The sequence below is a fragment of the Oliverpabstia intestinalis genome (genome assembly GCF_009696065.1).
GTDB classification, from domain to species: domain Bacteria; phylum Bacillota; class Clostridia; order Lachnospirales; family Lachnospiraceae; genus Oliverpabstia; species Oliverpabstia intestinalis.
On record NZ_VUMS01000024.1, the window covers coordinates 25,734 to 40,730 of the forward strand.

The following is a 14,997-nucleotide window of genomic DNA, read 5'->3' on the forward strand; positions in this document are numbered from 1 at the left end:
CCAAGGTCTTTGCTTTACTTAAATTTGCCTCTTCAATTCAAATATTTTCATTTTTTCTATCTAGCAGATGCGTATTCACTGAAAATAACCTGAAATCTTATTGGTTCACAGTCTCCCAAAGATGCCTCCACATATACAGCTCCCTCCGAAGTTCCTATAATTTCTCCATCTTCAATCCGGGCTTCTCCACCATAATATCTTGTACCCTGCTCAAGTATTGTCAGTTTGAGATCACTTTGCTCATACTGATAAGTTGCCGGGTATACAGCTATCGGCAATTTTATTTTCACACCCAACGGATAATATTCATTTTCATTTCCTTCATACCTAATTATTTCCAATTCGGTATTATCTGATGTTCCTTCTACTTTTACAGTACAGGAAGTACTAATTGTTTTCATACGATCTTTTGAAGCCGTTATAGTTGTATAGCCTTCTTTTTTTGCTCTTACGATACCTGATCTATCTATTGTCGCCACTTCTGGATTACTGGATTCAAACTCAAGTTCTACAGGTAAATACGTATTGGTTGGATTAATCTCTGGATATAAATTAAGTTTTTCTCCTACTTTTGCAGTATACGTTTCCTGAGGATAACTCAATGATTCAAGATCTGCAACCTTTTTTGTGATAATATCCATGGAAACACTTTTTCCTTTGTAGGTTGCTGTAAGCGTAACTGTTCCTTCTTTGAGTCCGGTAAGCTGTGCATAGTCTCCATTATAATCATCTCTGAATACCTCTAATTTTGCTATTGTTTCATCCGATATACTCCAATCTTCCCCTTTTACCAAATCATAATCTTCTGGAAGTATTGAAAAACCACCGTTGAAATACTCAGCATTATATGTTCCAAACGGCAGATAACCAAGCTCTTCATAAGGCATGCTTACAATATTAAACGGAACTACTACATCCACCTCACAAGTTGCTTTTTTTCCGGCAACTTCCGCTGTAATCGTGGCTGTTCCTTTTCCAATACCTTTTACTTTTCCATTCTCTACCGTTGCAACAGATTCATCGGAGCTGCTCCAGGTTACACTTTTGTCTACTGTTGTGTCGGACGGGTTACAAGTAACCTGAAGAGTTAATTCTTCTCCGGTCCATAACGATGCACTCGTCTGGCTCAGGTTGATAGACTTCAGAGCAATTTCCTGTTTTTCAGGTTCTCTTTGTTTATTCGGTACCCATTTTCCGCTACCATCTACATAATACTGTCCGATCCAGGTATTCGTTGCCATGGCTCCGTCAGCTCCCAGATAATAATCACCTGCCCAGGCATTTTTTACCATTGCCCCGGATGCATCCATGTAATACCAGCTTCCGTTCACCTGTTTCCAACCGGTGACCATCCAGCCGGATCCGTCGAAGTAGTACCAGGTTCCGTTGATCATTTCCCAGCCGTTCATCGTATAACCGCCATCCGCATGTCTGTACCACCAGCGGTTTCCGCTCTTCACCCAGCCGGCCTGTGTTTTCACTTTTCCGGGAATCCAGGCTCCGCTTCCGCCTACATAATTGTCACCGATCCAGGTATTTGCCTGCATGACTCCACTTTCATTCATGTAATACCAGGTGCTTCCTACCTGCACCCAGCCGGTGGCCATTGCTCCGCTTCCCGTCAGATAATACCAACCACTCGGGCGTTTTAACCAGCCCGTCACCATCCAGCCGGATCCATCGAAGTAATACCAGCTTCCGTTGATCACTTCCCAGTCATTGGTTGTATAGCTTCCATCGGCATGGCTGTACCACCAACGATTCCCGCTTTTCACCCAGCCGGTCTGCGTTTTTGCTTTTCCGGGGATCCAGGCTCCGCTTCCATCCACATAATTGTCACCGATCCAGGTATCTGCCTGCATGACTCCACTTTCATTCATGTAATACCAGGTGCTTCCTACCTGCACCCAGCCGGTGGCCATTGCTCCGCTTTCCGTCAGATAATACCAACCACTGGAAAGTTTTAACCATCCGGTTACCATATAACCGTTTCCGTCAAAATAGTACCAGGTTCCGCCGATATTTTTCCAGCTGTTGGTCGGATAACTTCCGTTATCCTCCTCCCACCACCAGCCGGTTTTGTTCTGTTTCCAGCCACCGGCTGCCTGTACGCTGACCGGCGTAAATGTTGACGCGAGCATCAGCACAGACATCCCGATCGCCAAGGCTTTTTTGATTGTTTTGTTCTTCATATTCTTTCTCCTTCGAAGTATTTATTATAAATCCTCTTGGTTTATAAACGGTTAATGCAGATATTTTTTCATATCATCAACGGAAATCTCCATCCAGTTTGCCCAATATTCTTCTCTTTCCTGCTGAGAATAGTTTGCTAGTTCACTTTCTGATGGTCCGATTGTAAATATAAGTCCGCGTTTTTCTATTTTTCCATCTACCTTCAACACCAGAACCGCACAGCCTGCTGTCAGTGGCTGATCGGTCTTTTTCATCAGTTGTATCATACAGGATGAATTTTGTATCAGAGCATCCAAGGCTGCTTCTTTCGTAAAGTCCTTATCATCTCCGTACACCAGCTGAACATCCTGTGTTTCCTCATTTTCATCTACACCTATAATTCCGTAAATGTCAAAATCAGGTTGCACATGCATTCCCACTTTGACCTTAGAAGCATAGACCGCATCTTCTTCATTCCACACAAATGGTTCTACCCCATTTGCTGTTCTCATTTTGTTGACTTCATCAAAAAGATATTTGGCATATTCTGTGTCATAAGAGTATTCCACGACATCTTCCTCACCGGTTACGATCACTTCACATTCTGCCCGTTTACCAAGAATCTCTGCATATACGGTTGCTCTTCCCGGTTTTTGTGCGACAATGCCAAAACGATCCGCTGTCACCACACTTTCATCGCTGCTTCCCCATCTTATTCCATAACCGTTAGCATACTGATAATTTGCATACTCCACAGGTTTTGATGTTAACCGAAGGTGTGTTGTCTCGTTCTTTTCCATATATAACGTTGTCTGATCAAAATAAAGCTCTTCTAGGTCTTTATCTGCCGATACTACCGTTATCTTCCGACTTAACTCGATATCCCGTATCGTTATATGAAGCGTGGTCTCTCCTATATCCGTTGCCCACAGAATACCTACCGGAGAATTGAGCATAAGGATATTTTCATCATCGACAGACATTCTGATAAGATTGGTAATATCATAATTTCCCGGCTGCATATGGACAGATACTTCTGCTGCTTCCCCATATTTGAGATAATCAGCATCCGATGTGGGATACTTGATTTCTACCGATATGGATGAAGCATCTTCCGGTAACACAAGCATTTCCACCGACCGTGAAACGTCGGAAACTTTCAATGCGATTTTTACTACTCCCGCTTTATGCGCCGTAACTTTCCCATCCTTGACTGTTGCAATCGATTCATCCGAAGATGTCCACTTTGCAGTCAGATCATCTGTCGTATTTTCCGGATAATACTGCCAGTCTATCTCCTCTTCTTCTCCCGGCTTCAATGGCTGACCTGTTGTCTGCAAACGAATCGTTTCCAGCGGAACCCGTACCGGTTTCGTTCTGTCCCAGTTTCCATCCGAATCCAGATAACGGTCATCAATCCAGGTGTTTTTCAATTTCGTTCCGTTTTTTCCGACAAAGGAATCTCCGACCCACTGATTTCGAACAAGCACTCCATCCTCGTCGACATAGGACTCTCCGATCCACTGGCTGGTTACTTTTTTCCCATCCCCGCCGACATAAGAATCATCGATCCACTGATTTTTCAGTTTTTTTCCGTCCGCTCCTGCATAATAGTCCTGCACCCACTGATTTTTTGTTATTTTTCCGGATATTCCTACATAATAATCATCCACCCAGCAGGCAGTCATCATCTTTCCATCGGAACCGAGATAACTGTCATCCACCCACTGATTTTTTCTCATTGCTCCGTCGCCTACCGGTCCCAGATAGTACCAGCTTTCGTTGATTTTCTGCCAGCCGGTCTGCATCCAGCCGTTTTTGTCAAAATGATATTTTTTCTGATTAATGGTCTCCCAACCATTTACCGTATAGCTTCCATCGCTGTGTCGATACCACCAACGGTCACCGGAACGGATCCACTGACTCTGAACAGCATCCGGTATCCATGCACCGGATGGATTGACATAACATGAACCAATCCAGGTATTTTCTGCCATCTTTCCATTTCCATACAGATAGTACCAGGAACCATTGATCAGCTGCCAGCCGGTCAACATCGCTCCACTGCTGTTCATATAATACCAGGTAGTTCCATCTTTTACCCATCCAGTCAGCATCGCTCCGCTTCCCGGCTGTAGATAGTACCAGGTTCCTCCGACGGATGCCCAGCCTTCCGCCATCGCTCCGCTTCCGGTCAGATAATACCAGGAACGTCCATCCCAGTACCATCCGGTTCGCATATAGCCATTCCCGTCAAATGCATACCAGGTTCCGTGAATGTATTTCCACTGATTCGCCGGCCAGCTTCCATTATCTTCCTGCCACCACCAGCCGGTACTGTTCTTTTTCCACGTTCCCGCCTGTGACATGACAGGCAGCAGCACGATCATAAGTGCCAATACCGCCATGCATATTATTTTTTTTCGTCTTTTCTTTTTCATATCTACTTCTTCCTCACTATTTGGCTGCACCACATACCGAGCAGACATACCCTCTCGTCATCACTTCATCGTATGCAGGTTCATCCACCCACACCTGCTGCGTCACCGCATCATGGTGAATACTTCCGGTCTGGATCTTCCTGCTGCTGAATCCGGCATTGTGTATCGCTTCGTGTTCCTGTGCATTTGTCGTTACATCTGCTCCGCAGGTATTACAAAAAACATGGTATTCGTAAACAGGCTCCTCGTATGCCTCCTGCACCTGCTGATGCCTGTCCGGAATTTTCGCAGCACCTATCCCGATTCCCATGCAGATCGCTGCTGCTGCAATTCCTGTGACAATTGCTTTTTCTATCCCCGCTTTCACCAGGAACTTCGCCTTCGGTATCTGTTCCTGAACTCCCCGAAGTTTCTGAAACAGATACATGAGAATCGGAATCGGTGCAGCTGTCCGCAGGATAACTCCCTTTTTCTCCAGTTCGGCGATCTCTTTTCCGATCTTTTTTCTCGCATAATTCAGACGGCTCTTTACAGTATTTACGCTGCAGTTTAAAGCTTCTGCGATCTCGTTGACCGACATCTGCTCATAGTAAAACATTCCCACAACCATTCTCTGCTTTTCATCCAGTTCTCCCAGAATCTGGTCTATCATTTTTTTCGTCTCTGCCTGATCCACTACAATCTCCGGTATATGTTCCAGTCTTTCGTCCTGCAGTTCGGCGATGCTTTTTCCCCCTTCACCGTCTGCCTCCGAGAATAAAACCCAGTCCACTTTCCGCAAATGTGCTTTTGCCGTATTAACCGCTATCTTTTTGATCCACACCGGAAACTTATCCGGTTCTTTCAGCTGTTTGATCTTTCGCAGGCTTTTATAGTAGGTTTCCTGTACAATATCCTGTGCGGTATCTTCATTATGTATAAATACTTTTACGATATGATATACTTCTGAATATGTAAGCATATATAAGTTTGTAAATGCTTCTTTATCGCCTTCCACAGCTCTCTGAACCAGTTCTATGCGGTCTTGTTTATCATCTTCTTTATCGTTATCTGTAATCTGATTGTCTTCCATATTATTATGTCTTTCCTTTTTTCGGAGTTTTTTATATGAATAGAATTGTTTTATTTAGTAATCTGCTAATCTGTTTTGCTTTATACACATATCGATTCTGTATACTTTATATTTTATAGATGCATGAATCGGCTATTTGGTTTTATATTTTTCTGATTTTTCCAAAATATTTTTAATTCTTTTGTTTTGCTTTGCAGTTAACAATATAAATCCCGGCACACACCAGAAGCAGTGCCACTAAGCTACCGGTATTAAATGCCTGTTTCACCTCACCAAGGATCAATGCTGACAGGATCACACTGCATAATGGATTGACAAATCCGAAAATCGCCACTTTTGAGACATCGTTCCAGGCAAGCAGTACCGACCACAGCGTGTAAGCAACTGCCGAAACCATTGCCAGATAGAAGATGATCACGACACCTACTGCGGTAATATTTCCAAGGTGTCCGCCCATTCCGATGCCGATCAGTGTCAGAACGACGCCTCCCATGGTAAACTGTGTTCCGCTGAGCACCACCGGGGATACTTTTTTCGAATAGATATTAATCAGGATCGTGGAGATTCCATAAGCGACCTGCGAGATCAGGATAAATCCTTCACCGGTAAGCGTGAATCCCATATCCAGGGACTTTCCCATCAGATTGATCACAACCACACCGGCAAATCCAAGCACGCAGCCCGCCATTTTTCTTCCGGTCATCCGTTCGTTTCGAACGATCAGACAGGCCATCAGGATCGCAATAAAGTTGCCAAGTCCGGTGATAATGCCCCCTTTTACGCCGGAAGTGTGGGCAACACCGATGTAAAAGAAGAAATACTGTCCCACCGTCTGTGCCAGACACACCGGAACCGCGTATTTCAGAATCGTCCGATCCGGAATCAGAACTTTTTTCTCTCTGATCGAAGCAAAAATCAGAACCAGCAGTCCTGCCAGCGTAAACCGAACCCCGGCAAATACAATCTGACTCGCCGTATCCGCCGCATCCACCTCCATCAGCCGATACCCCGTTTTAATCACCGGAATCGCGCTTCCCCATAAGATACAACATACACACGCAAGAAGCGCGACAATGCCTGTTTTTGTTAACGTATTTTGCTTTTGTGTCATTTTTCTTTTCTCTCCCCTTATTTCTTCGTATTTTTCTGATAATACTATCATATAGCAAAAAACTGACAAATTCAAAGCGATTTTTATTCTGTTTTTATATATTTTCGGACAAAAAAGTCCTGAACATCAGGCATCTGAGGCCTAATGTTCAGAACTTAAAATCCATAAATTTCAAACCGATAAACCGTCACAACCGGCGTTTTCTCCCCGAATTTCCAGATCCCATCTTTCTCTGCTTTTCTCACCAGAAGTAACAGCATTGAAAAGAGCCGCAATACCTGGATATATCATAATACACCTGTTCCTGATATCGCCAGGATCACATACCGTACAACGACAGGAATCTCACAAAAGCATTCCCAGTATACCAGCCGATTGGTCGAAGACAGTGGGGCGAAAAAATATCCCGGTATCACATGAAACCTATTGGATACTCCTATCTTTCCATGGTTCATTTTCATTATCTCGCGCAAATACTATTTACGAACACAAGATAACACGCAAAGTCACCGATCCCTTTTCGTATGTAGCCATTTTCCTCAACATCACCAAGCTGTTCTCTCCATACCGCCTTTTTCCCCTGCATTTTAAGATATCTTGCAAGCATATTCAAATGGATAATCACGGAATCATGATGTGAAGTTCTTAAGGAATCCGTATCTATTTTTTCTTCTTTCGACATCCGAAGCCACTTTGCACGAACCGCCGCATATCTGGTTGCTGCATCGATCAGTTCTTCATACAATTCCACAGCTTCCGGATCCTCTCCAATCTCCTTTGACAATTCTCCGTGAATCCGCTGCATTTGGTGAAAATCCAACGCATATGGTTCCTTCAATTATTGTTCAAATGTATACACTTCCATCCCTCATCTCCTTTTCAATCCAAGAATTTATTCATTTTCCAACCTATTTTATCATTTCAAAAAGTAGCTCCTGTAATCCCGCCGTCACATATCAAACATACTCAGCTGAGCTTCTTTTAAAATGCATTTCTATTTTTCATATTATAAAATAATAGTCATAAAAACTCCATTTATATTTCGGAAGATAATTTTCCCATAGAATCTGGCGATATGTTAAATTTTTTTTCCTGGCTCAAGGATATATGTTTTCAGCTCCATATATGTTTTAGATTCAAACCCTAATCATCTGATAAAAGAAATGCTGAAAGCCCACATAAAATACAGGCTTTCAGCATTTTTGTCTCTATATTCTTATTATACATCAACAGCTATAAAATTCAACGCAGCTTATTACGTCAGAATTGCTATCTCTTATACATGGTTTTTTCTTCCCCATCATCGGCGTTAGGAATTCCTGTGCCGAGCTGATCCCAGTTCAATATAACAGAATCAGTAAACGCATTGATAACCAGACCAGTTAATACATATCGTGATTCTTTTGCCATATTAATCGCATCAGAAATGTATACTTCTCTTTGATAAAATTTCTTCCCATACTCTTTCATTTCCGCTGCACTTGTAAACACAGGAAGATAATATCTTTCTCCATTTTTCAGAATATCCATCTGGTTCTTCTCGCTGATATAGGGAACCCATACTTTACTGATCTTCAAAGCCTCTATCATATCATTTTCTGCAGACCAGCTTTTCTCTTTTTTATAAATATTCAGTGCTTCTTTCAAATTTTTCGATGCGCCGGCCGAAACAAAACCATGATCCTCTTCCGGCTTCTTCTGCCAGTAAGTTTCGTTATTAGCAGCCTGGGATGTATGATATTGCGCATATGCATTATTCTGCGTTCTTCCGTCTGTGCTGTTTCCAGCAGAATTTCCCTGATTGTTTCCAACAGAGATTTCCTGATAAAGTTTCCATTTTTTATCGATCCGGATCGCACCAACTAAAGAGAGTAAAAAGGATATAGCACCAATGCCTACTGATCCACCTGATGTAATTGCCAGAAGTACATATACCAATTCTATTATAGCCAGAATATAAGCCATTGTTGTTGTTTTCTTTTTAATTAAGAGAATTCCCAGAACAATACTGACAACCATAAACAACAAATTGAGCTTTACTGCTCCCATCTGGAACAAACCATCAATGCTTCCTCCATTCTGAAGTATGCTTTGCGATAGGTGTCCTATCAGATATGTAAACTATGATTCCGGGAAATGAATAGATCTCTTACCTTTGTAAGTCTCAGATCCGCCGGAATTTCTTTCACTTCTCCTGCACGCCGCAGCCGACACAGCATGTGCTGAAAATCATTCCATTCCGGGCAACTAAAAGAATACTATATTTTGAAACAAAAAAACGTTGCATCTCTTGAATCCCAGTGAATTCAAGAAATACAACGTTTTTTGTTTCTGATAGCTCCTTTAAAGAAAATCTTTTTTATGCAACCCGATTATCCGTCCTCTCATATCATTGAGCACACCATTCTGCACACCGTGATTCCTTAGTTTTCACAAGTTAAAACTCATCTCAACGATAAACTCATTTTCCTCTATCTTTGCACCAATCTCTCCATTCATACGTCTGACAAATTCTCTTGCAATAGATAACCCCAGTCCGGTAGATGTTTTACTTCTTGCTGCATCCGCTTTGTAAAATCTATCAAATACATGTTCTATATCAATCTTTTCTGAAGCTATCACCTGATTACTGATTCGCAATACCGCCTGGTTCTGCTCTCGTTTTAACACAATGCGTATTTTCTTTTCTCCATGATCCAGACCATTTTTTATTACATTCTGAATAATCCGGCTCAGCCCCTGTTTATTTCCATCTATATACAACTGTTCTTCCGTAATCTGAATGTCCGGCTGGATCTCTCTTCTCACCCACTCATCATAATACGAAAAAACAGTTTCTTTCAGAATCCGGTTGATACAACAGGATGTCAGTTCCAGACGATAGGATTCATTTTTTAACTTTGTGAACATGAAAAGTTCTTCCAGCATTTCATTCAGACTGTGTATTCTTTCATGAATAATATTCAGATAACGTCTCTGCTCTTCGACATTTTCACATGCTTCCATAAGCTGGAAATACCCGTCCAGAGATGTCAGTGGTGTCCGGATATCATGAGAAAGATTCGTATAAGTATCAGCAATCAGAGTTTCTTTCTCCTGATAGTACTGTTTCTCTTTCCTACGCAATTCCAGAAGGTCATTCAGCCTGTCTGAAAGCATTCCGATTCCTCCCAGACCAAACTCACGATGAATCAACATATTACTGTCATGTTTCATAAGGAACGCCAACTGGCGGCAGATGTCTTTCACCTGCCGCTGATATTTCCACATAATAATTGATTGTAAAATAATAATTCCTGCCAGTATCCCAATTATGATATACATCTGTTAAATATCCCTCTTTTGAAAAACAACACTGCTTACAGATATCATTATAATAATGAATACACATGCCACGCCAAGTGCCAAAAAACAATCATTTCCACCTGGATTCATAGGAAGAAGTGATATTTTCCCAGTGATCGTATACTTATACATCTGGAAATTATGAATTCCCATTTTCCGAACTGCGCTGTTTACTAATCCGTATACAATACTCATTACGTTCATTGTCAGACAAATGGAAATAACCATGCTGATCACATTATTTTTCAAAACAATCGCAATCGCCATACAGATCAATACGAGCGCATAATGAAGTACCAGCTCAGTCAGGAAATAAGAGCAGGCGGCCTTTGGATCGCCCCACTCCAAGTCTCCGAAAACAATATAGTTCGCCACTGCCTGCAGTATAAATGCCCCTGTCATTGTCAGTGCCATAAAAACTGCCAGGGCAATGGATCTGGAGAAGATCAAAGCTCCTCTTTTTTGAACCTGACCGCCAATATTTTTTATATAACCACTTCCTATATCTGCTGTTGAAAACAGAACAGCAAAAATCACCAAAAACAATGCGTAAAATTTTCCCTGAGAATTTGCATAAAAAATGTCGTATACTGTAACTTTTTCTCCAGGTTCTGTAGGCAATGTCACCATCATTCCCACATTAATATTCTCTGCTGTTGGCTCAGTAAACTGCTCCTGCTGCGCAGCATCCTCTTTGTTCAATGAATCATAATCTGTTTTACACAGAAAGGTTGTAAACAATACTGCCACAGCCAGCACGATCCAGACTATATACATACTCTTTGTCCGAAACATCCGGTACAAATCCATTTTTATCATATTAAGCATGGCTGGCACCTCCTGTCAGATTCAGGAAATAAGCTTCCAGTTCTTCACTGGTTATAGAAATCCCTTTTACCGGAATTCCGGCCTTCGCAAGCTCCATATTCAATGATGCACTTTCACTCAGACGTTCAAAAATGTGAATATGCTCTTTATCTGTTACCTGATAACTCGTAAATCCCATGGCATCCAAAACCGGAATCGCCCGCTTCGGATCATCCAGTGTCAATTCCATCCGTTCACTACATTTTCTCATTAATTCATCTCTTGTAAGTTCCTGCAATAAGCTTCCATTGTGAATGATTCCATAATCAGTAGCAATCTTCGATAATTCTTCCAGAATATGACTGGAAATACAAATCGTCATATTTCTCTCTTTCTGAAGCCTCTGAATCGTATCGCGAACCTCTGCAATCCCCTGTGGATCCAGCCCATTGATTGGCTCATCAAGAACTAATAAGTCCGGTTCTCCAACTAAGGCAAGGCCGATTCCCAGACGCTGTTTCATTCCAAGTGAAAAGTGTTTTGTCTTTTTTCTTCCCACCTGCTCCAGACCTACTGTTTTCAATATCTCTTCCACATAATCTGCTTTCTTTATTCCCAACAGCTTGCATTTGATATTCAGATTTTCATATGCGGTCATATTTCCATACAACCCGGGCGCTTCAATCAGACATCCCACCCGTGAGCGGACTTTTTGCAAATCCTTTCCTTTGTATCCAAAGATTTCGATTTCTCCACTGGTCGGTTTGGAAAGTCCACTGATCATCTTCAGGCAGGTTGTCTTCCCCGCTCCATTCCGTCCTATAAATCCATAAATAGCGCCCTTTTTAATATGCATACTGACACTGTCCACAGCCTTATGGTGACCATACTGCTTCGTCAATCCTCTTGTTTCCAATAACATCTCACTCAATTTTTTCATCTCCTTTTCTTATCTGCATTTATAATAAAAGAGGAATCCTAATCAAACGCAAATAAACATTAAAAAAAGAGTAAAGATTATGCATGAAGACGATAACCGATTCCCCATACTGTCTCGATGTACTCGTCTGAAGTCACTTGTTTGATTTTCTTGCGGATATTGCTGATATGCACATCCAAGGTCTTCGTCTCACCCATATAAGGCTCATCCCAGGCATATTCGAAAATATCCTCTTTGCTAAAAACCTGTTTTGGATTTCTGAGCAGTAATTCTAAAATTGCGAACTCCTGTTTTGTGATCTTCGAAAGTATCCTACCATCAATTCTGACCTGAAATGTATCTCTGTTTAATATCATATTTTTAAATGAAAGATTATGCTCTCTTCCTGCTTCTTTTTCTTCCTTATGGCGAAGCTGCACCTGAACTCTTGCCAGCACTTCTCTGATTTCAAATGGTTTTGTTATATAATCATCAGCTCCGCTGGTCAAAACCTCTACCTTTTCATCCAGACTGTCTTTTGCAGTCAGAACAATAACCGGAAGATTTCCCTTTTTTCGTATTTCCTCCAGAACCGCTTCTCCTGAGATTCCGGGCAGCATCAGATCCAGCAACACCAGTTCATAACCATGCTCCTGCATATTTAAGAGCAGTTTTGCTTCGGTTCCTGAAAAAGCCTGTTCACAGGAATAGCCTTCTTTGGATAATGCCTCCTGAAGCAAATTATTGATATTGGTATCATCTTCTACGATCAGTATTTTTTGCATGCTTGTCCACTCCTCTGTTTTATACTGTGAAAACATTATATTTTTGTATTATATCACAGAATTTATGCTAATCGCATAAATTTGCGTGGTATGTCTGGGTTTTCTGTGACCTTCGCTCGCGAAAAACGCCTTGCGGGATATTATCAGTAAACAGTAACGGAAGAACAGTCTGACTTTCTGGAAAATATTTCTATAAAGTCAGACTGTTCTTCATATTCACACTAATTATATTTTCTGAGCATAATTACTTTTTGCGAAAATCTCAGATGACTCCGGTGTGGACTGCGTTCCATGACACGCAAAGGCTGTTATTAGAGGCTTACGCTTCCGACGGAAGCTCATTCTTCTTAATGACAGCTATGGCTTCCACATCCATGCTCGCCACATGTATGTCCTTCCCCGTGGTTATGCTCATGGTGAGAACACTTAACATCCGGATTATAATCCAGTGTTTCATTGATAAAAGCTTTTACTGCTTTATCCGCATCTCCGGAAACTCCTCCGAAAAGCTCAATACCGGCTGCCGCTAACGCTGTCTGTGCACCGCCTCCGATTCCACCACAGATCAAAACATCTGCGTTCAATGCATTAAGAACTCCTTCCAATGCGCCATGTCCGCTTCCATTGGTATCTACTACTTCTGAATGTACTACTTTTCCTTCCTCTACATCGTAAATCTTAAATGTCTCTGTGTGTCCAAAGTGCTGGAAAATCTGTCCATTTTCATATGTTACTGCTATTCTCATGATACCTTCTCCTTTTTCTGCTGCATATTTTTTGTAAATTTCCTGTTTGTAACAGCCTCCAAAGCTACAGTTGCTGCTCTGACCGTCACAAATTCTGAAATCTCCACCCTCGATTCTAAGTGGATGTCCATCAATGAGTGCATCTGCTATTTTCTTCCTGGCAATCTCGTAAATTCGTTGAACCGTTGTTCTTGCGATCTGCATAGATGCTGCACACTGCTCCTGACTGTAACCTTTTTTGTCCAAAAGACGAATTGTCTCGTACTCATCTACTGTCAGAATAATGGGTGTGTTTTTCTCAGTATCATCTGCCGGAAGAAATTCTAAAATTTGAGGGAAATGACAGACTTTTCTGCATTTTACTGGTCTCGGCATAAGCTGCTCCTTTCTCGCTTTTCTTATATAATAGTCCTATAAAAGGCATATGTCAATAATATTTTTGACATATGCCTTTTATGAATCAGCTACTGTTCCTGCAATGTATGTCCATCCCTATGGAACGCGGAAGGTCCGGAATAGTTTGATGGCTTCACGCAAGGGGGATGCTCCGGCACAAACTAAATACGTCTGAAATACCATATTCCCAAACATTGTAAGGAAAAATATCAAAAAGCCATATCGGAACCATTTTGAACTCATCCATCGCAGGATTGGTTTATTTCTTGAGCATTTTAAATCTCCACCAAGCTTACTAAAAAACTGGCCACGTCCACACAAATGATTACAGAAAAATTTATTTCCAACGAATATTGCTATTCCTAACGGCACCAGGGTTTCCGCTCCTGCTCCGGTCAGCGCAAAACCGAGGTTCACCGAACCTCGTGCGCCCTTGGTCAGAGTCTGTTTCCCATCATTCGGAATAACTGCCTGTGCATCCTTTTTTACAATAAAGTCTCCTGCAGTGATGGATACGCATCTAACATAAACTGTCTTGCTTCTCTGTAGTCATCCGGGGTAAGTTCGCCAGCTACACGAAACCATTCACCATTCTTAAATGCACTTGCTATTGACAATCCTATAGAATATGCTAGCGGGTGGGATGCAGGCATGGGTAGATGTTGAAGATAGTTCAGATGTATGGTAAATGAATAGTGAATATTTCTAGTGGATTAAGGGTGAATATGTGGTAGAATAACCCATATGGTAGGCTTGTTCAAGAGACTGTCAAATCGGAATTTACGCGAGGTGCATTGATGAGACAACTATTGGAAATAGATTTACAAAATTATGAAAATTGCGATAGCGTATTTAGCAGACCATCTGTAAGAGGAATTATTCTCAAAGATGATAACAAAATTGCACTTGTTTACAGTGAGAAGGAAAAATATTACAAATTTCCAGGTGGAGGGATTCACAAGGATGAAGATCAGAAAGAAGCTCTTATTCGGGAGGTTAGGGAAGAGGTTGGGTTAACTGTTATTCCGGAATCTGAATAATCTGTGCTCCAATGAGCCACCTGTCCGGCAAGCTTGGGTTCTTCCGCAATTGCCCGTTTTTTGCTTCCAATGAAATTATTTCTGTGATAAAATGTTGGTATCAAATAAAGGCGGTATATGATAATGAATGATTCGTTGAAATTAGATATGTTTTTCCCAGGTG

12 protein-coding genes are annotated in these 14,997 nt (G+C 41.6%); 1 reads left to right on the plus strand and 11 read right to left on the minus strand.

Features of this window, described 5'->3' with window-relative positions:
- Nucleotides 1-56 precede the first annotated feature (56 nt).
- The 11 genes from FYJ57_RS11805 to FYJ57_RS11855 all read right to left on the minus strand — a co-directional run bounded on the left by FYJ57_RS11805 (nucleotide 57) and on the right by FYJ57_RS11855 (nucleotide 13,773).
- The gene (locus FYJ57_RS11805) at nucleotides 57-2,192 is read right to left on the minus strand and encodes an Ig-like domain-containing protein (RefSeq protein ID WP_154432791.1); all 2,136 of its coding nucleotides are present in this window, start codon (nucleotides 2,190-2,192) and stop codon (nucleotides 57-59) included.
- Between the two features lie 51 nt (nucleotides 2,193-2,243).
- The gene (locus tag FYJ57_RS11810) at nucleotides 2,244-4,613 is read right to left on the minus strand and encodes an Ig-like domain-containing protein (RefSeq protein ID WP_205839967.1); all 2,370 of its coding nucleotides are present in this window, start codon (nucleotides 4,611-4,613) and stop codon (nucleotides 2,244-2,246) included.
- 16 nt (nucleotides 4,614-4,629) lie between these two features.
- The gene (locus FYJ57_RS11815) at nucleotides 4,630-5,685 is read right to left on the minus strand and encodes an RNA polymerase sigma factor (protein ID WP_154432793.1); all 1,056 of its coding nucleotides are present in this window, start codon (nucleotides 5,683-5,685) and stop codon (nucleotides 4,630-4,632) included.
- A 172-nt stretch (nucleotides 5,686-5,857) separates the two neighbouring features.
- Nucleotides 5,858-6,796, minus strand: coding sequence for a DMT family transporter (locus tag FYJ57_RS11820; protein ID WP_154432794.1), 939 nt, complete (start codon nucleotides 6,794-6,796; stop codon nucleotides 5,858-5,860).
- A gap of 460 nt (nucleotides 6,797-7,256) precedes the next feature.
- Nucleotides 7,257-7,616 carry a hypothetical protein gene (locus tag FYJ57_RS11825; RefSeq protein ID WP_235904571.1) on the minus strand — a complete coding sequence of 120 codons (360 nt, stop codon included), beginning with the start codon at nucleotides 7,614-7,616 and terminating at the stop codon, nucleotides 7,257-7,259.
- Nucleotides 7,617-8,065: 449 nt separating this feature from the next.
- Nucleotides 8,066-8,845 carry an SseB family protein gene (locus FYJ57_RS11830; protein WP_235904572.1) on the minus strand — a complete coding sequence of 260 codons (780 nt, stop codon included), beginning with the start codon at nucleotides 8,843-8,845 and terminating at the stop codon, nucleotides 8,066-8,068.
- 381 nt (nucleotides 8,846-9,226) lie between these two features.
- Nucleotides 9,227-10,120 carry a sensor histidine kinase gene (locus FYJ57_RS11835; RefSeq protein ID WP_154432796.1) on the minus strand — a complete coding sequence of 298 codons (894 nt, stop codon included), beginning with the start codon at nucleotides 10,118-10,120 and terminating at the stop codon, nucleotides 9,227-9,229.
- Nucleotides 10,121-10,123: 3 nt separating this feature from the next.
- Nucleotides 10,124-10,969, minus strand: a complete 846-nt coding sequence (locus FYJ57_RS11840) for a DUF2705 family protein (protein ID WP_154432797.1) — start codon at nucleotides 10,967-10,969, stop codon at nucleotides 10,124-10,126.
- Nucleotides 10,962-11,888 (minus strand): ABC transporter ATP-binding protein, encoded by a 927-nt coding sequence (locus FYJ57_RS11845; RefSeq protein ID WP_154432798.1) that lies wholly within the window; start codon nucleotides 11,886-11,888, stop codon nucleotides 10,962-10,964. Before FYJ57_RS11845 ends, FYJ57_RS11840 begins: the two co-directional genes overlap by 8 nt.
- Before the next feature lie 77 nt (nucleotides 11,889-11,965).
- A complete protein-coding gene (locus FYJ57_RS11850) occupies nucleotides 11,966-12,652 on the minus strand; it encodes a response regulator transcription factor (protein WP_205839968.1) in 687 nt (228 codons plus the stop codon).
- Nucleotides 12,653-12,999: 347 nt separating this feature from the next.
- Nucleotides 13,000-13,773 (minus strand): DUF134 domain-containing protein, encoded by a 774-nt coding sequence (locus FYJ57_RS11855; protein ID WP_154432800.1) that lies wholly within the window; start codon nucleotides 13,771-13,773, stop codon nucleotides 13,000-13,002.
- Between the two features lie 818 nt (nucleotides 13,774-14,591).
- Between FYJ57_RS11855 and FYJ57_RS11865 the strand changes: the two genes are divergently transcribed.
- Entirely contained in the window at nucleotides 14,592-14,834 is a 243-nt protein-coding gene (locus tag FYJ57_RS11865) for an NUDIX hydrolase (RefSeq protein WP_154432801.1), read from the plus strand.
- Nucleotides 14,835-14,997 lie beyond the last annotated feature (163 nt).

Bases quoted from the DNA above. Each gene is read 5' to 3' on its own strand.
- FYJ57_RS11820 (WP_154432794.1), bottom strand. From the start codon at position 6,796: ATGACACAAAAGCAAAATACGTTAACAAAAACAGGCATTGTCGCGCTT.
- FYJ57_RS11850 (WP_205839968.1), bottom strand. From the start codon at position 12,652: ATGCAAAAAATACTGATCGTAGAAGATGATACCAATATCAATAATTTG.
- FYJ57_RS11830 (WP_235904572.1), bottom strand. From the start codon at position 8,845: ATGGGAGCAGTAAAGCTCAATTTGTTGTTTATGGTTGTCAGTATTGTT.
- FYJ57_RS11845 (WP_154432798.1), bottom strand. From the start codon at position 11,888: ATGAAAAAATTGAGTGAGATGTTATTGGAAACAAGAGGATTGACGAAG.
- FYJ57_RS11865 (WP_154432801.1), top strand. From the start codon at position 14,592: ATGAGACAACTATTGGAAATAGATTTACAAAATTATGAAAATTGCGAT.
- FYJ57_RS11815 (WP_154432793.1), bottom strand. From the start codon at position 5,685: ATGGAAGACAATCAGATTACAGATAACGATAAAGAAGATGATAAACAA.
- FYJ57_RS11855 (WP_154432800.1), bottom strand. From the start codon at position 13,773: ATGCCGAGACCAGTAAAATGCAGAAAAGTCTGTCATTTCCCTCAAATT.
- FYJ57_RS11805 (WP_154432791.1), bottom strand. From the start codon at position 2,192: ATGAAGAACAAAACAATCAAAAAAGCCTTGGCGATCGGGATGTCTGTG.
- FYJ57_RS11840 (WP_154432797.1), bottom strand. From the start codon at position 10,969: ATGCTTAATATGATAAAAATGGATTTGTACCGGATGTTTCGGACAAAG.
- FYJ57_RS11835 (WP_154432796.1), bottom strand. From the start codon at position 10,120: ATGTATATCATAATTGGGATACTGGCAGGAATTATTATTTTACAATCA.
- FYJ57_RS11810 (WP_205839967.1), bottom strand. From the start codon at position 4,613: ATGAAAAAGAAAAGACGAAAAAAAATAATATGCATGGCGGTATTGGCA.